A 17783-nucleotide genomic window follows, 5' to 3' on the forward strand; every position below is an offset into this window, starting at 1 on the left:
TGAAGTCAATAGAGCCTTTTTTGCCCTAAAACTGCGCCATATGGCCTTTTTTGCCGCTATTTAGGGCGTTTTATTCCGTTTCTGACCGTTGTTAAATACGAGCTAAAGCGGCCTGTCTTCTATTTTTAACGGGTTGTTGTATAAAAAATGAACGAGGCTAAGCTCGATCGCAACCCAGTAGAGCAACAATAGCGGGGGTCCTATGCTTCACCTTTCCCTGGTCGACACGCGACTATCAAGTCCGTACAGCGCTCATCATGCCTGTGATATCGGTGCTCGTGGTGGGTTGCCACACTTTGCGACACCCCTGAACGGCTATCGAAGCCAGTCTGCTCTACTCTCAATGCTGGACATTACCACTATAACGGCTTCGTCAGTGTGACCGCGGCCGTCTGGAAATCCGGCCCCGCAGCTGTCACCTTACCCCTAATCGGCGTCTGCCGAAACGAGTTGTACAACATGACGCCTATGCGTCTGGAACGCCTGATCACGATCAGGACAATAAAACCCTGAGGTATTTATGAGTACCAACCTCGACCAGCTCACCGATTGGTTGAAAGAACACAAGATTACCGAAGTCGAATGCATGATGTCCGACCTTACCGGCATCACCCGCGGCAAGATCTCGCCGACCAACAAGTTCATCGCTGAAAAAGGCATGCGTCTGCCTGAAAGCGTGCTGTTGCAGACGGTGACTGGCGACTACGTAGAAGACGATATTTACTACGAGCTGCTGGACCCGGCAGACATCGACATGATCTGCCGTCCCGACCAGAACGCGGTGTATCTGGTGCCCTGGGCAGTCGAGCCCACTGCGCAGGTGATTCACGACACCTACGACAAGCAGGGCAACCCCATCGAGCTGTCGCCGCGCAACGTGTTGAAGAAGGTCCTCAAGCTTTACGCCGATCAGGGCTGGCAGCCAATCGTGGCGCCGGAGATGGAGTTCTACCTGACCAAGCGTAGCGACGACCCGGACTATCCGCTACAGCCACCGATCGGGCGCTCCGGGCGACCGGAAACCGGCCGTCAGTCGTTCTCGATCGAAGCGGCCAACGAATTCGATCCGCTGTTCGAAGACGTCTATGACTGGTGCGAACTGCAGAACCTGGATCTGGACACGCTGATCCACGAAGACGGCACGGCGCAGATGGAAATCAACTTCCGTCACGGTGATGCCCTGTCGCTGGCCGACCAGATTCTGGTGTTCAAGCGCACCATGCGCGAAGCCGCCCTCAAGCACGACGTCGCGGCGACCTTCATGGCCAAGCCGATGACCGGCGAGCCAGGCAGTGCCATGCACTTGCACCAGAGCATCATCGACATCGAGACCGGCAAGAATATCTTCTCCAACGAAGACGGGACCATGAGCGAGCTGTTTCTGAACCACGTTGGTGGTCTGCAGAAGTTCATCCCCGAGCTATTGCCGCTGTTCGCCCCCAACGTCAACTCGTTCCGCCGCTTTCTGCCCGACACCTCGGCACCGGTGAACGTCGAGTGGGGCGAAGAGAACCGTACCGTCGGCCTGCGCGTGCCGGACGCTGTGCCGCAGAACCGTCGCGTGGAAAACCGTCTGCCAGGTGCCGATGCCAACCCCTATCTGGCCATCGCCGCCAGTCTGCTGTGCGGCTTCATCGGCATGGTCGAAGGCATCAACCCGAGCGCACCGGTGGTCGGGCGGGGTTACGAGCGGCGTAATCTGCGTCTGCCGTTGACCATCGAAGACGCGCTGGAGCGCATGGAAAACAGCAAGACCATCGAAAAATACCTGGGCAAGAAATTCATCATCGGTTACGTCGCGGTCAAGCGCGCCGAGCATGAAAACTTCAAGCGCGTGATCAGCTCGTGGGAGCGGGAATTCCTGCTTTTCGCCGTCTGATCACGCAGAGCGCCGCTGCGATTGATGCGCGGCGCTCTGCTAACTGACCTGATCAAAGGAAGTGCTGCATGAGTGCCAATAACCCGCAAACCCTCGAATGGCAGGCCCTGAGCAGCGAGCATCACCTGGCACCGTTCAGCGACTACAAACAATTGAAAGAGAAAGGCCCGCGCATCATCACCCGTGCCGAAGGCGTTTATCTGTGGGACAGCGAGGGCCACAAGATCCTCGATGGCATGTCCGGCCTGTGGTGTGTGGCCATCGGTTATGGCCGCGAAGAACTGGCCGACGCAGCCAGCAAACAAATGCGCGAGCTGCCGTACTACAACCTGTTTTTCCAGACCGCCCACCCGCCCGTGCTGGAGTTGGCCAAGGCCATTTCCGAGATTGCACCGCAGGGCATGAACCATGTGTTCTTCACCGGTTCTGGCTCTGAAGGCAATGACACGATGCTACGCATGGTTCGTCATTACTGGGCTCTCAAAGGCCAGCCGAACAAGAAAACCATCATCAGCCGCGTCAATGGCTACCACGGCTCCACCGTCGCCGGTGCCAGCCTGGGAGGCATGACGTACATGCACGAGCAGGGCGACTTGCCGATTCCGGGGGTGGTGCACATTCCGCAGCCATACTGGTTCGGCGAAGGCGGCGACATGACGCAGGACGAGTTCGGTATCTGGGCTGCCGAGCAACTGGAAAAGAAAATTCTCGAACTGGGCGTCGAGAACGTCGGTGCGTTCATTGCCGAGCCGATCCAGGGCGCTGGCGGTGTGATCGTCCCGCCCGATTCCTACTGGCCGAAGATCAAGGAAATCCTTTCCCGCTACGACATCCTGTTCGCCGCCGATGAGGTGATTTGTGGTTTCGGGCGTACCAGTGAGTGGTTCGGTAGCGATTTCTACGGCCTCAAGCCGGACATGATGACCATCGCCAAAGGCCTGACCTCCGGTTATGTACCGATGGGCGGCCTGATCGTGCGCGATGAAATCGTTGCGGTGCTCAACGAGGGCGGTGATTTCAATCATGGCTTTACCTACTCCGGGCATCCGGTGGCGGCAGCCGTTGCGCTGGAGAACATACGTATCCTGCGCGAAGAAAAGATCGTCGAACGAGTCAAGTCGGAAACGGCACCGTATTTGCAAAAGCGTTTGCGTGAGTTGAGCGATCATCCGCTGGTGGGCGAGGTCCGTGGCGTCGGGCTGCTGGGGGCCATCGAACTGGTGAAGGACAAGGTCACTCGCGAGCGCTACACCGACAAGGGCGCCGGGATGATCTGTCGAACCTTCTGCTTCGATAATGGCCTGATCATGCGGGCCGTGGGCGACACGATGATCATTGCGCCGCCACTGGTGATCAGTTTTGCGGAAATCGACGAACTGGTGGAAAAGGCTCGCAAATGCCTGGATCTGACGCTGGCGGTGTTGCAGGGCTGAAAACGCAAAAAAAGCGTCGATTCAAGCGCAATGTGCATTGTTTGAGGGGCTTCGGCTTGAAAGCCTGCCCAGGAAGTTGCCAGACTAATGGCTACACGCCGCTAACTGACGGTCAGTGATAAAAATACATTGGAGCTACGCATGAAAAAATTTGGCAAGACCCTTCTCGCGCTGTCCCTGATGGGCGTTGTGGCCACTGCTGCGCAGGCCGATGACAAAGTGCTGCACGTCTATAACTGGTCCGATTACATCGCGCCGGACACCGTTGCCAAATTCGAGAAAGAATCGGGCATCAAGGTGGTCTACGACGTTTTCGACAGCAACGAGACGCTTGAAGCCAAATTGCTTGCTGGCAAATCCGGCTATGACATCGTCGTGCCGTCCAACAACTTCCTGGCCAAGCAAATCAAGGCCGGCGTTTATCAGGAGCTGGACAAGTCCAAGCTGCCGAACTGGAAGAACCTCAACGAATCGCTGCTCAAGGCCGTGTCGGTCAGCGACCCGGACAACAAGCACGCATTCCCGTACATGTGGGGTTCGATCGGTATCGGCATCAACCCGGACAAGGTCAAGGCTGCGCTGGGCGCCGATGCGCCGGTCAATTCCTGGGACCTGCTGTTCAAGCCGGAGAACGCAGCCAAGCTGAAGTCGTGCGGCATCAGCTTCCTCGATTCGCCGACCGAAATGCTGCCGATAGCCTTGCATTACCTGGGCTACCCGACCGATTCTCAGGACAAGAAGCAGCTCGCCGAAGCTGAAGCGCTGTTCATGAAGATTCGTCCATCGATTGGCTATTTCCACTCGTCCAAGTACATCTCGGACCTGGCCAATGGCAACATCTGCGTCGCAGTCGGCTATTCGGGTGATATCTACCAGGCCAAATCCCGCGCTGCCGAAGCCGGTGGCAAGGTAAAAGTTGCTTACAACATTCCCAAAGAAGGTGCCGGCAGCTTCTACGACATGGTCGCCATTCCCAAGAATGCCGAAAACGTTGAAGGTGCCTACAAGTTCATGACCTTCCTGATGAAGCCCGAAATCATGGCTGAAATCACCAACGCAGTGCGCTTCCCGAATGGTAACGCGGCAGCGACGGCACTGGTCGACAAGGAAATCACCAGTGACCCTGGCGTTTATCCGCCTGCCGACGTACAGGCCAAGCTGTATGCAATCGCGGACTTGCCTGTTGCCACGCAGCGGATCATGACCCGCAGCTGGACCAAGATAAAGTCAGGTAAATAAGCCTGTCATCAAACCTGTGGATGCTGCGTAGCCTTGGCTGCGCAGCCTCCAACAGACAGGAATATTGCCTAAACCTTTGCTGGTTGGACGCATAGACGGTAAGTTGCGCGCCGGTTTTGTTTTCCGGACGCCCTCCGGCGCTCAGGCCCCTCTGTTAAAAGGACTCATTCTTTGTCTATTTCTATTTTTTCCAAAGCCTTGCTGGCGGCTGCCGGGCTGACACTGTCGATCAGTGCTCAGGCTGAATCCACCGTGCATATTTATAACTGGTCCGATTACATCGGCAAGACCACACGGGCGGACTTCGAAGCCGCGACTGGCATCAAGCCGATGTACGACGTGTTCGACTCCAACGAAACCCTTGAGGCCAAGCTGTTGGCCGGACGCACCGGCTATGACGTGGTGGTGCCGTCCAATCACTTCCTCGGTAAGCAGATCAAGGCTGGCGCGTTCCAGAAACTCGACAAGTCGCTGCTGCCCAATTACAAGAACCTCGACCCGGCGCTGCTCAAGCGCCTGGAGAAGAACGATCCGGGTAACCAGTACGCAGTGCCATACCTGTGGGGTACCAACGGCATCGGTTACAACGTCGAAAAGGTCAAGGCAGTGCTGGGTGTCGACAAGATCGACTCCTGGGCGGTGCTGTTCGAGCCTGAGAACATCAAGAAGCTGTCCAGCTGTGGCGTAGCGTTTCTTGATTCCGCCGATGAAATGTTGCCAGCGGTGCTCAACTACATGGGGCTGGACCCCAACAGCACCAAGGAAGCGGACTACAAGAAGGCCGAAGCCAAACTCATGGCGATTCGTCCCTACGTAACCTATTTCCACTCCTCCAAATACATCACTGATCTGGCCAATGGCGACATCTGTGTTGCAGCCGGTTTTTCGGGCGATGTGTTCCAGGCCAAGGCGCGCGCAGAAGAGGCAGGCAAAGGCGTGAAGCTCGCTTACAGCATCCCGAAGGAGGGCGGCAACCTGTGGTTCGATATGCTGGCCATTCCGGCAGACTCGAAAAACATCAAGGCCGCCAGCGCCTTCATCAATTACATGCTTGACCCCAAGGTGATCGCCCAGGTCAGCGATGAAGTCGGCTACGCCAACCCCAATCCCGCCTCCGGCGAGTTCATGGACCAGAAAATCCGCACCGATGCAGCGGTTTACCCGCCTCAGGAAGTGCTGGACCGCCTGTTCGTGAACAGCGAGTTGCCCCTCAATGTGCAACGTCTGATGACCCGCAGCTGGACCAAGGTCAAGTCGGGCAAATAAAAATCCAGCACCCGGCCGTATTGGCCGGGTTGCCTACCTGTTGGGAGTTTCACCCATGGCAGTTGCCTCCGGCGCCTACAAGAAAGCCCTCGAAGGCGGTCAGCAACCCAAAGAGGTGCTGGTCAAGATTGATCGGGTCACGAAGAAGTTCGACGAGACGATTGCGGTGGACGACGTGTCGCTGCAAATCAACAAGGGTGAGATCTTCGCCCTGCTTGGCGGCTCCGGTTCCGGAAAGTCCACACTGCTGCGCATGCTGGCCGGTTTCGAGCGCCCGACCGAGGGCCGCATCTACCTAGATGGTGTCGACATTACCGACATGCCGCCGTATGAACGTCCGATCAACATGATGTTCCAGTCCTACGCGCTGTTCCCGCACATGACCGTGGCGGACAACATCGCCTTCGGCCTGAAGCAGGACAAGCTGGCCAAGCCGGAAATCGAAGCCCGCGTGGCGGAGATGCTCAAGCTGGTGCAGATGACCCAGTACGCCAAGCGCAAGCCGCATCAGCTGTCCGGCGGTCAGCGTCAGCGTGTGGCCCTGGCCCGTTCGCTGGCCAAAAAGCCCAAGCTGTTGCTGCTCGACGAGCCGATGGGCGCGCTGGACAAGAAACTGCGTTCGCAGATGCAACTGGAACTGGTAGAGATCATCGAGCGCGTCGGCGTGACTTGTGTAATGGTGACTCACGATCAGGAAGAGGCCATGACCATGGCCGAGCGCATCGCAATCATGCACTTGGGCTGGATCGCGCAGATCGGCAGCCCGATCGATATCTACGAAACCCCGACCAGCCGTCTGGTCTGCGAATTCATCGGCAGCGTCAACCTGTTCGAAGGTGACGTGATCGAAGACATGGAGGCACACGCGCTGATCCGCAGTCCTGAGCTGGAGCGCAATATCTATGTCGGCCACGGCGTCAGTACGTCGGTGGAAGACAAGCACATCACCTACGCCCTGCGCCCTGAGAAGCTGCTGATCACTACCGAGCAGCCAGGCTTCGAATACAACTGGTCGCGCGGCAAGGTCCACGACATCGCCTATCTGGGCGGTCATTCGGTGTTCTACGTCGAGCTGCCGGGCGGCAAGCTGGTGCAATCGTTCGTCGCCAACGCCGAGCGTCAGGGCGCACGGCCTACCTGGGGCGATGAAGTCTACGTGTGGTGGGAAGACGACAGCGGCGTGGTACTGCGCTCATGAAAATCCGCAAGATCAAGCGCGCGTTCGAGCGCATAAAGCCCAACGGGCGGCAGATGGTCATCGGCGTGCCGTTCCTCTGGCTGTTTCTGTTCTTTGCCTTGCCGTTTTTGATCGTGCTCAAGATCAGCTTCGCCGAAGCCGACGTCGCGATCCCGCCATACACCGAGATCTTCAGCTACGCCGACGAAAAGCTGCAGATGGTCCTCAACTTCGCCAACTACACCTTGCTCAGTGGCGATGACCTGTACGTTTCGGCCTATCTGGGCTCGCTGAAAATGGCCTTCATCAGCACGTTGCTGTGCCTGCTGATCGGCTATCCGATGGCTTATGCCATTGCCAGCGCCCGTAAAGACCTGCAAACCGTGCTGTTGCTGCTGATCATGATGCCGACCTGGACCGCGATCCTGATCCGCGTCTATGCCTGGATGGGCATTCTCAGCAACAACGGGCTGCTCAATGCCTTCCTGATGTGGCTGGGCCTTATCGACTCACCGTTGCAGATCCTCAACACCAACCTGGCGGTGTACATCGGCGTGGTCTACTCCTACCTGCCGTTCATGATCCTGCCGCTGTACGCCAACCTTGTGAAGCACGACACCAGCCTGCTGGAAGCCGCGTCCGACCTGGGTTCGAGCACCTTCAACAGTTTCTGGAAAATCACCGTACCGCTGTCCAAGAACGGTGTGATCGCCGGCTGCATGCTGGTATTCATCCCGGTGGTCGGCGAGTTCGTGATTCCCGAACTGCTGGGTGGCCCGGAAACACTGATGATCGGCCGCGTGCTGTGGCAGGAATTCTTCAGCAACCGTGACTGGCCGGTGGCTTCGGCGCTGGCAGTCATCATGCTGCTGGTGCTGATCGTGCCTATCATCCTGTTCAACCGCAGTCAGGCCAAAGAACTGGAGGGCAAGGCATGAACCGCTTTCGATTCTCGAACCTGATGCTGGTTCTGGGTTTGCTGTTTATCTATACGCCGATGGTGATTCTGGTCATCTACTCGTTCAACGCCTCGCAACTGGTGACGGTCTGGGGCGGCTGGTCGGTGAAGTGGTACGTCGGCCTGCTGGACAACTCGCAGCTGATGGGCTCGGTGATGCGCTCGCTGGAAATCGCCTGCTACACCGCCGTTGCTGCGGTGGCACTGGGAACGATGGCTGCGTTTGTGCTGACCCGCATCAGCCGCTTCAAGGGCCGCACGTTCTTTGGCGGGCTGGTTACAGCTCCCCTGGTCATGCCGGAAGTGATCACCGGTCTGTCGCTGTTGCTGCTATTCGTGGCCATGGCGCAATTGATCGGCTGGCCGCAGGAACGTGGCATCATGACCATCTGGATCGCGCACACGACGTTCTGCGCGGCCTACGTGGCAGTTGTGGTATCGGCGCGGCTGCGTGAGCTGGACCTGTCGATTGAAGAAGCGGCGATGGATCTGGGCGCGCGTCCGTGGAAGGTGTTCTTGCTGATCACCATCCCGATGATCGCGCCGTCGCTGGCAGCCGGCGGCATGATGTCGTTTGCACTGTCGCTGGACGACCTGGTGCTCGCCAGCTTCGTCTCCGGGCCCGGCTCGACGACCTTGCCGATGGAAGTGTTCTCTGCCGTGCGTCTGGGCGTGAAGCCTGAAATCAACGCCGTGGCGAGCCTGATCCTGCTGGCCGTGTCACTGGCAACCTTTCTGGTCTGGTTCTTCACCCGCCGCGCCGAAAACAACCGCAAGCGTGCGATCCAGCAGGCTATCGAGGAAAGCGCGGCAGACGCCTGGAAGCAGCCTGATCCGAGGCGTGCTCCGGCTGCGTGAAGACCTGATCGTGCCCGGAGGGCGTGGGAGCGAGCTTGCTCGCGAACTGCCGGGTACCGGCAGCAACTAGCTATCTCGGTTTATCGCTCCCACGCTCCAGCGTGGGAGCGCAGCTCTGGACGCTCTGCGTCCGATCTTGATAGCGCGGTGCTACGCAGACTTGTGACGCGGAGCGTCACGAAAGGCATGCCAACGCGGAGCATTGGCACGGTAGTCAAACCCGGTTGTGCCTGATGTACCGTGCGTGAAGGTTTCACTGTCGGTTCCCGACAGTTCGCGAGCAAGCTCGCTCCCACGAGAAGCCTCATTTCCGGGCTCGGCTATTCCCCCGGCACTAACCGTAAAACCCCTTCTGTATGCTCTGCCACGTCTTTCTCGCTGAAGCGCTGTGGCACGTACTCGCCACTCACAAACGCCTTGGCCTGATCCGAATAATGCTTGTCGAACGGCACGCCGCTTTGTCCCACCGGATTTATCCCCAGGCTGTGCGCCGGGTCGGCGAAGTCGATGAGGCGGCGGGTCGAAGGGCCGTAGCCGACGGGCCACGGGGCAGGGCGGATGCTGGATGACAGGTTGTTCGGCACTTCATGGGTGCCCGGCGCTGCATACGGGCCAACGTTGAAGATCATGTCCAGCGGCTTTTGCGACCCCATCGGGTGACCCTGAGTAAGGGTGTGTGCCTTGCCCCACACCCATTCATCCGGGTTGGTGCCATACAGCGACCGCAAGTGCGACACGCTGGCTCGCCAGGCTACCTTGACGGTATTGGCGCGGCTTTCTTCATGGGGTGAATTGCGATTGTTCCACCACGGCGAATCGGCATCGGCGGCCAGACGCGGCAGGGCGGCGTCCAGTACGCGGGTCGACAGCAGCGTTTCGAACATCGTATCGCCCAGTTCGTCGTGGAATGTTTCTTCCGTCAGGTCGAACAGGAACTGGTTGAACAGTGTGGCACCCACCGAGTCAACGGGGTAATCGCCTTTCCAGCTGGCCAGCCGCTCCACGAGGGCGATTTCGTCCGGGTCGCTGACAACGCTGCGCAGTACCGGAATCAGCGGTTTGAGAATGCTCGGTGCGTAATCGGTCTGCGTGCCCAGTTGCAGCGCCTTGCTGGCGGCCAGGTCCCACTTGATGGTGGAGTCGCTCAGTTGCCGGTTCAGCTCCTGACCGCGCTCGGCCGGGTTGTAGTAACCCGGAATCTGCATGCCGGTCGGCGACAGCGGCTGGAAGTTGGCGGACACGATGTAGCCACGCGCCGGGTTTTCTTCGTGCGGGTTGGCGCTGAACGGGTAAAAGCCGAGCTTATCGGCCTGTGCCGTGCTGCCGTCCAGAATGAAGCTCGGGTTGACGCCTTGCGGACGAATCGGCAGTTGCGCCGCCGCCCACCAGCCGATATCGCCTTTGGCGTTGGCCCAGACGATATTGAGGCCCGGCGACTGAATCTTCTCGGCGGCGCTGCGCATTTTATCCAACGTGTCGGCGCGGTTGGCCTCGTAGAAACCATCCAGCACCGGGTTGGCGGACACCAGAAATGACCACCACATCGCGATTGGCGTCTGGCCGGCGTTCTTGCCCATCACATTGTTGACGATCGGTCCGTGCGGCGATTCGAGCAGCGTCAGTGTGACCGGGGCCTGGCCCTTGACGGTGATCTGCTGCTCGGTACGCTTCATGTCCACCCATTGCCCGTGATACCAGACCTGATTGGGGTTATCAGGATTGGTCTTCTCGGCGATCAGGTCCACGTCATCGTTCTGGAACATGGTCAGGCTCCAGCCGAAATCCATGTTGTGGCCCAGAAACGCGAACGGATTGAGCCCCGGAAAGTGTCCGTACAGCTCAAAACCCGGCGCAGAAAGCTGTGCTTCGTACCATACCGAAGGCACCGAGAAACGGATGTGCGGGTCGCCCGCCAGTATCGGTTTGCCGCTTTGCGTACGGCTGCCGGAAATCACCCAGGCATTGCTGCCCTCGAACTGCGGCAGACCTGCGCCTTCCAGCGCTTTGTGGCTCAGCTGGGCCAACTGCGCCAGGCCTTTCCAGTCGGCGCTGGCCAATGCCGGTTTAGAACCGAGCATGCCGTCCGGATGCCAGTCCAGATCAAACACTTTCAAATACTGCGGGCCCAGTTGATCGCGCACATACGTCAGCAATGGTTCGGTTCTGAATGCTGCCGCAAAGCTGTACGCCAGATAGCCACCGATGCTCACGGTGTCTTCGGTAGTGAAGCGCCGCTTGGGAATACCCAGCGCGTCGAACTCCATCGGTCGTGCGTGGGTGTCCTGATACTGATTGACGCCGTCGATGTAGGCTTCCAGCGCTTTCCAGGTCGGGGTGTTCTTGTCCTGGCGTGCAACATACGCGTCGGCATGCTCGCGAATACGCAGTGTGCGAAACAGTTTGTCGGTCTCGACCAGGTTCGGCCCGAGTATCTCCGCCAGTTCGCCACGCGCCAGACGCCGCAGCATTTCCATCTGGAACAGCCGGTCCTGAGCATGGGCATAGCCGAGCGCGCGGTAAAGGTCGGCTTCGCTCTCGGCGCGGATGTGCGGCACGCCACGCTCGTCGTAGCGCAGGGTGACGGGGGCCTGAAGACGGCTCATGGCGATCTCGCCGTCACGTACCGGCAGTTTGCTATTTACGTACCAGCCCGCGCCACCCGCAAGCAGGGCGAAGATGATGGCTAGAATGAAGAGGCTGCGTTTCATCCGGTTTCTCTGTAAATGGCGTAGGCGGGAATTAAGACTATCGTTGTGACGCGGTTGATTCGATGAAACCCGACACAAGAGCCCGTTCGAAACGGCTTCAGGGCGAATTCGGGCAGGTGAGCTCGCGAGCATCGCCCAGTGTGCAGACAGCAATGTGCACGTTCAATGACAGATGTCTGCGATTACAGCCGCTTAGCTTGCCATGCCGGGGCAGACAGAAGAATATCGTTACACAACTTTACGAGTCATTTGTTGAAATCTGGAAACCACATGTCCGTCACGTTCGACCCCGATAACCTGCGTGCCAGCCTGCTGCCGCTGAGCGTTATTGATCCGCTTTCCATGGAGGGACTGGCCTATCAGCGCTTCTACGGTCTTGCCGGACTGTGTGGCGAAAACGTCATACGCAGCTGGCTGGGGCGCCTCGATGTGGCGGGCTATGAGGTGGTCGGGCAGGTCTGGCTGCCTGACAATCCGGTCGCCACGCTGTTTCTGTTTCACGGCTTCTATGACCACATGGGCCTGTACCGGCATGTGATCGAGTGGGCTCTGGAGCAAGGCTTTGCCGTGATCGCCTGCGACCTGCCGGGGCATGGTCTGTCGAGCGGCAGTCGCGCCTATATCAATGACTTCGCCGAATACCAACTGGTGTTGCAACGTCTGCTGTCTGAAGCCGAAGGCCTTGGGCTGCCACATCCCTGGCACCTGTGCGGACAAAGCATGGGCGGTGCCATCGTTACCGATCACCTGCTCCATCAGGGGCACGACACGCCTGCGCAAGGTGAGGTAATCCTGCTGGCACCGCTGGTCAGGCCAAGGGCCTGGGGATGGTCGCGGTTGAGTTATCACCTGCTCAAGCCGTTCGTAAACGGCATTGCCCGGCGTTTCACCGAAAACTCCAATGCGCCTGCGTTCCTGCCTTTTCTCCTGGCGGACCCTTTGCAGCCGCGTCGCCTGCCCACTGCCTGGGTCGGCGCGTTGTCGCAATGGATTGTGCGTATTGAGCGCGCGCCGCGGAGCCTGCGCAGCCCGTTGATCATTCAGGGCGAGGCGGACCTGACGGTCGACTGGTCTCACAACCTCACGGTTCTGAAAGGCAAGTTCAGCCAGCCGCAGATCCTGATGCTGGGGCACGCCCGGCATCATCTGGCCAATGAATCGCCGGAGTTACGGGCAAGGTACTTTGATTTTCTGGAAGGGCGTTTGCGCTAAGCCGTCGGTACCGATCAGGGGTTCAGGCTCGACGCACTCTGCCCGACGGCCAGACCGGCGCGAATCGCAGCCAGTGCTGCCTGATAATAGGCTTTGCCTTCCGGCGACTCGGCGAAGGTCGAGAACTCTTCAAGTTCAGGGTCGGACAGGTCGCGGTACACATACAGCAGCGTGTTGTTCAGGTCGGCGCTGATCTGCGCCATCAGCCTTTCGCGCTGGCCTTCGAGCATGCCTTGCGCCTGACCGCCGCCCAACAGGCCGGGAATCATCTGGCTCAGGCTGTCGGCGGCAACGCCTGCGATGGCAAGGCTGACTTCCGCACCAGCCTGCCTGGCTGGCAGCGCCTGGGCCAGATGGCCAATCAGCAACTGACGCGTGGCGTCCGCTTCGATATGCGGCAGCCCTTGCGCGTGCTTGGCCAGTTGGTCGGCGCGGGTTGCGGTCAGTTCGGCGTTGACGATCTTGCGACCCAGCGGCGACTGAAAAAATTGCAGCGACGGTGTAGGGTCCTTGAGGCTTTCACGCAGGCGCCTGGACGCGCGCTGGTCCATGGCCTGGGGGGAAAAACGCTGATTGCTGTTATTGACCAGCGCTTGATAAACCGCAGGCGGCAGGTTGTTGCTGTAGCGCTGTTGGGCAGCCTTGAGAGCATCGTTGAAATGCGCGCGCTGTTCCGGCCAGCCTGCGGCCTTGTACAACTGATCGTAGCTGTCTGCCCAGGCAGGGGAGGTGCAGAACATCAACAGCAAAACAAACAAACGACGCATTGGGGACTCCTGTCGGCAGGCCGCTATTCTCCGGGTGTTAGCGTGGATTTGTCGAGTTATGAGTGCCGTCGGCGAGTGAAATCTCACGCGTGTGATACCACATGTATACGCCTCTGTCGGATTTCATGGCTTATCGATACTATGCACGCCATGCGCATACCCTCTGACCACCCACTGCTGTTGCGAATCGTCGACGACCTGGCCGCCAACGGCTGGTCGCAGCAGAATATTTTCCTGCCCGAAGCTCTGACTCTTGAACTTGAGCAAGAGTGCCGAAAACGTGCTGCCGAAGGCGAGCTCGAGCCTGCCGCTATTGGCAAGGGCGCAGCGCAGGAAATACGCGAAGGCATTCGTGGTGACCGCATTCAGTGGCTTGAAGCGGGGCAGGTGCAGTGTTGCGACAGCTATCTGGAATTGATGGAAAGCCTGCGTCAGGCGCTCAATCGCGGCCTTTTCCTGGGGCTGGAGGACTACGAAAGCCATTTTGCGCTGTATCCACCGGGTGCCCGCTACCTCAGGCATGTGGATCGCTTTCGCGATGATGACAAGCGCATGGTGTCGGCGGTGCTTTACCTCAACAATGCCTGGCTGCCCGAGCATGGCGGCCAGTTGCGCATGTACCTCAAGGACGATGTGGCTTACGACGTCCAGCCTACAGGCGGTTGCCTGGTGGTTTTTCTGTCCGGTGAAATTCCCCATGAAGTCATGCCTGCCAGCCGTGATCGACTGTCACTGACGGGCTGGTTCAGGCGCCGCGGTAACGAGCTGTTTCAGTGACCTGTTGCCTGTTCATGAAAACTGTTTCATCAATGCAGTGAGCCATTGAGCCCGGCTGCGGTCTATCTTGAGCACTCCTGAACCGACGGATTTGTTGTGTGAGGGTCGACTTACGTCAACTGCAACCGGAGCAATCATGAAATCCTTATTTTCTGGAACGATGGTCGCGGGCCTGTTGCTCAGCGCATCCATGCTGGTCAGCGCCGCCGATATGCCACGCACTGCATCCCCTGAAGGCGCCGAGGTGTACATCATCTCGCCCAAGGACGGTGAAACCGTGACCTCACCGTTCAAGGTGCAATTCGGTCTCAAAGGCATGGGCGTCGCACCTGCGGGTGTGGATGTTCCCGATACCGGTCACCATCACCTGCTGATCGATGTGAACGACCAGCCAGCGATGGATGCGCCGCTGCCGGTCAGTGACAACATCCGTCACTTCGGCAAGGGCCAGACCGAAACCGAAATCAACCTGCCGCCTGGTCAGCACACATTGCAATTACTGATGGGCGACAAAGGCCACATGCCGCTGAACCCGTCGGTCGAGTCGAAGAAGATCACGATCAATGTGAAGTAGGGCTGTCAGTGCTTGTATGACGCAGAGCGTCACGGACGGCATTCCCACGCTGGAGCGTGAGGAACGATAGGTGCCCGGAAGAACACTGATCGTGCCCACACGGGGTGGGCACGGCGCTCGGGTCAGAACAAAACGCGGCTGCGGATGGTGCCTTTGATCTGTTGCAGCTTGGCCTGGGCAAGGTCGGAGTACTCGGCGTCGACGTCGATGACCACGTAACCGACTTTCTCGTTGGTCTGCAGGAACTGACCGGAGATGTTGATGCCGTTCTCGGCGAAGACCTTGTTGATCTCGCTGAGCACGCCCGGGATGTTCTCGTGGATGTGCAGCAGGCGATGCTTGCCGGGGTGAGCAGGCAAGGCCACTTCCGGGAAGTTGACCGACGATACCGACGTACCGTTGTCGCTGTACTTGACCAGCTTTTCTGCGACTTCCAGACCGATGTTGGCCTGTGCTTCGGCAGTGGAACCGCCGATGTGCGGGGTCAGGATCACGTTGTCCAGGCCACGCAGCGGGCTTTCGAAGATGTCGTCGTTCGAGCGTGGCTCGACCGGGAACACGTCGATTGCAGCGCCGATCAGGTGCTTGTCCTTGATCGCGTCGGCCAGGGCGTCCAGTTCAACGACTGTGCCGCGAGCCGCGTTGATCAGGATGCTGCCCTTTTTCATCGCGCGAATTTCTTTTTCGCCGATCATCCACTGGGTTTCCGAGGTTTCCGGCACGTGCAGGGTAACGATATCGGACATGCCCAGCAGCTCGTTCAGGCTGGACACCTGAGTCGCGTTGCCCAGTGGCAGCTTGGTCAGCGTGTCGTAGAAGTACACCTGCATGCCCAGGCCTTCGGCCAGCACCGACAACTGCGTACCAATCGAGCCATAGCCAATGATGCCGAGCTTCTTGCCACGGATTTCGAAAGAGTTGGCCGCGCTTTTGATCCAGCCGCCACGGTGGCAGGAAGCGTTCTTCTCAGGGATACCGCGCAGCAGCAGGATCGCCTCGGCCAGCACCAGTTCTGCTACCGAGCGGGTGTTGGAGTAGGGCGCATTGAACACTGCAATACCGCGCTCACGCGCTGCATTGAGGTCAACCTGGTTGGTGCCGATGCAGAAGCAGCCGACGGCAACCAGTTTCTTGGCGCAATCGAACAGCTCTTCGGTCAACTGAGTGCGGGAGCGGATACCGATGAAGTGTGCGTCGGCGATCTTTTCTTTCAGTTCGGCTTCCGGCAGAGACTTGGTGTGGTACTCGATGCTGGTGTAGCCGGCTGCCTTGAGGACGTCGACAGCGGACTGATGGACGCCTTCGAGAAGAAGGAACTTGATCTTGCTCTTGTCGAGGGAAGTCTTGCTCATCTGCGTAAACCTGTGTCCCGAAGAAAATTGGCAGGGGGTGCCCGGTTCGGCTCTGGGCACGACTCACGGGGGGCGTATGCTAGCATATGAGCCCCGCGAAACCTCATCCCGAACGTGAACCGTTCTCAGGATGCCCATGAATCGTTCGAGAGTTGATTCAATGACCGATCGCGTTTTGATTGATGAGCTGCAGACCCTGGTTGACCCCGGCAAGGTACTCACCGATGCCGGTTCTCTGGAAACTTACGGCAAGGACTGGACCAAGCAGTTCACTCCTGCGCCACTGGCCATCGTATTCCCCAAGACCACCGAACAGGTGCAGGCCATCGTACGCTGGGCCAATGAGCGGCTCGTGGCGCTGGTGCCTTCGGGTGGACGAACCGGGCTTTCGGCGGCCGCGGTGGCTGCCAACGGTGAAGTGGTCGTCTCGTTCGATTACATGAATCAGGTGCTGGATCTGAATCTCACCGACCGGACGGCGGTCTGTCAGCCTGGCGTGATCACCCGGCAATTACAGGCGCTGGCTGAAGAGAGCGGCCTTTATTATCCGGTCGACTTCGCTTCTTCGGGCTCCAGCCAGATCGGCGGCAATATCGGCACCAATGCGGGCGGTATCAAGGTCATTCGCTACGGCATGACGCGCAATTGGGTCGCGGGCCTCAAGGTGGTCACCGGCAAGGGCGACCTGCTGGAGCTGAACAAGGACCTGATCAAGAACGCCACCGGCTACGATTTGCGCCAGTTGTTCATCGGTGCCGAAGGTACGCTGGGCTTTGTCGTCGAAGCGACCATGCGCCTGGACCGTGCGCCGAAGAACCTCACAGCGATGGTGCTGGGCACCTCGGACTTCAACTCGATCATGCCGGTGCTGCATGCCTTTCACGGCAAGCTCGACCTGACCGCCTTCGAATTCTTCTCGGACAAATCCTTCGCCCGGGTCATGGCGCGCGGTGATGTGCCGTCGCCTTTCGACACGCCATGCCCGTTCTATGTGTTGCTGGAGTTCGAAGCGACCACCGACGACCTGGCCGATCAGGCCCTGGCGACCTTCGAGCACTGCGTCGAGCAGGGTTGGGTGCTGGACGGCGTGATGAGCCAGAGCGAACAGCAATTACGCAACCTGTGGAAGCTACGCGAGTACATCTCCGAAACCATCTCGCACTTCACACCGTACAAAAACGATATCTCGGTCACTGTCTCGAAAGTGCCGGAGTTTCTGGCTGAAATCGACGCGATCGTTGCCGAACACTACCCAGACTTCGAAGTGCTCTGGTACGGCCACATTGGCGACGGCAACCTGCACCTGAACATCCTCAAGCCCGAAGGCCTCGACAAGAACGAGTTCTTCGTCAAATGTGCCCGGGTCAACAAGTGGGTATTCGAGACTGTCGAAAAGTACAACGGCTCGATTTCGGCCGAGCATGGTGTCGGGATGACCAAACGTGACTATTTAACGTACAGTCGCTCGCCGATCGAAATCGAATACATGAAGGCGTTGAAAGCGGTGTTCGATCCCAACGGGATCATGAATCCCGGCAAAATCTTCGCCGTTTGATCCGTCGCAACCTTTTGATCCGTCGCAA

The 17783-nt window shown here is 58.7% G+C and carries 14 protein-coding genes; 11 read left to right on the forward strand and 3 right to left on the reverse strand.

Annotated features, from left to right (window positions below; genetic code table 11):
• Positions 1-520 precede the first annotated feature (520 nt).
• From AC4ANK_RS01585 to AC4ANK_RS01615, 7 genes are all read left to right on the forward strand, one after another.
• Complete coding sequence (locus AC4ANK_RS01585; RefSeq protein ID WP_002555767.1) at positions 521-1879, forward strand: glutamine synthetase family protein; 1359 nt, start codon at positions 521-523, stop codon at positions 1877-1879.
• A 68-nt stretch (positions 1880-1947) separates the two neighbouring features.
• Complete coding sequence (locus AC4ANK_RS01590; protein ID WP_002555766.1) at positions 1948-3312, forward strand: aspartate aminotransferase family protein; 1365 nt, start codon at positions 1948-1950, stop codon at positions 3310-3312.
• A gap of 141 nt (positions 3313-3453) precedes the next feature.
• A complete protein-coding gene (locus tag AC4ANK_RS01595; RefSeq protein WP_002555765.1) occupies positions 3454-4551 on the forward strand; it encodes a polyamine ABC transporter substrate-binding protein in 1098 nt (365 codons plus the stop codon).
• Between the two features lie 171 nt (positions 4552-4722).
• Positions 4723-5817, forward strand: coding sequence for a polyamine ABC transporter substrate-binding protein (locus tag AC4ANK_RS01600; RefSeq protein ID WP_031595519.1), 1095 nt, complete (start codon positions 4723-4725; stop codon positions 5815-5817).
• Between the two features lie 55 nt (positions 5818-5872).
• Positions 5873-7015 (forward strand): polyamine ABC transporter ATP-binding protein, encoded by a 1143-nt coding sequence (gene potA / locus AC4ANK_RS01605; RefSeq protein WP_002555763.1) that lies wholly within the window; start codon positions 5873-5875, stop codon positions 7013-7015.
• Positions 7012-7932: an ABC transporter permease subunit gene (locus AC4ANK_RS01610; RefSeq protein ID WP_002555762.1), complete on the forward strand. Its 921-nt coding sequence runs from the start codon at positions 7012-7014 to the stop codon at positions 7930-7932. The genes potA and AC4ANK_RS01610 overlap by 4 nt, the downstream gene beginning before the upstream one ends.
• The gene (locus AC4ANK_RS01615; protein WP_002555761.1) at positions 7929-8810 is read left to right on the forward strand and encodes an ABC transporter permease subunit; all 882 of its coding nucleotides are present in this window, start codon (positions 7929-7931) and stop codon (positions 8808-8810) included. Before AC4ANK_RS01610 ends, AC4ANK_RS01615 begins: the two co-directional genes overlap by 4 nt.
• 320 nt (positions 8811-9130) lie before the next feature.
• On the opposite strand, the gene AC4ANK_RS01620 is transcribed toward AC4ANK_RS01615, so the two are convergent.
• On the reverse strand, positions 9131-11518 hold the full coding sequence (locus AC4ANK_RS01620; RefSeq protein ID WP_005733634.1) for a penicillin acylase family protein: 2388 nt from the start codon (positions 11516-11518) through the stop codon (positions 9131-9133).
• Between the two features lie 270 nt (positions 11519-11788).
• Here AC4ANK_RS01620 and bipL point away from each other — a divergent pair, with 270 nt between their 5' ends.
• Complete coding sequence (gene bipL / locus AC4ANK_RS01625) at positions 11789-12730, forward strand: phospholipase BipL (protein WP_002555758.1); 942 nt, start codon at positions 11789-11791, stop codon at positions 12728-12730.
• A gap of 14 nt (positions 12731-12744) precedes the next feature.
• Here the strand turns inward: bipL and AC4ANK_RS01630 are convergent, their stop codons facing one another.
• Complete coding sequence (locus tag AC4ANK_RS01630; protein ID WP_002555757.1) at positions 12745-13497, reverse strand: DUF2059 domain-containing protein; 753 nt, start codon at positions 13495-13497, stop codon at positions 12745-12747.
• Positions 13498-13638: 141 nt separating this feature from the next.
• Between AC4ANK_RS01630 and AC4ANK_RS01635 the strand changes: the two genes are divergently transcribed.
• Both AC4ANK_RS01635 and AC4ANK_RS01640 read left to right on the forward strand, forming a co-directional pair.
• Entirely contained in the window at positions 13639-14274 is a 636-nt protein-coding gene (locus tag AC4ANK_RS01635; RefSeq protein ID WP_002555756.1) for a 2OG-Fe(II) oxygenase, read from the forward strand.
• A gap of 136 nt (positions 14275-14410) precedes the next feature.
• Positions 14411-14848 (forward strand): DUF4399 domain-containing protein, encoded by a 438-nt coding sequence (locus tag AC4ANK_RS01640; RefSeq protein WP_002555755.1) that lies wholly within the window; start codon positions 14411-14413, stop codon positions 14846-14848.
• A gap of 122 nt (positions 14849-14970) precedes the next feature.
• On the opposite strand, the gene serA is transcribed toward AC4ANK_RS01640, so the two are convergent.
• Positions 14971-16200, reverse strand: coding sequence for a phosphoglycerate dehydrogenase (gene serA, locus AC4ANK_RS01645; protein WP_002555754.1), 1230 nt, complete (start codon positions 16198-16200; stop codon positions 14971-14973).
• A 160-nt stretch (positions 16201-16360) separates the two neighbouring features.
• Between serA and AC4ANK_RS01650 the strand changes: the two genes are divergently transcribed.
• A complete protein-coding gene (locus AC4ANK_RS01650) occupies positions 16361-17755 on the forward strand; it encodes an FAD-binding oxidoreductase (protein WP_002555753.1) in 1395 nt (464 codons plus the stop codon).
• The last annotated feature ends 28 nt before the right edge of the window (positions 17756-17783 follow it).

The organism is Pseudomonas sp. Pmew2, from assembly GCF_058129885.1.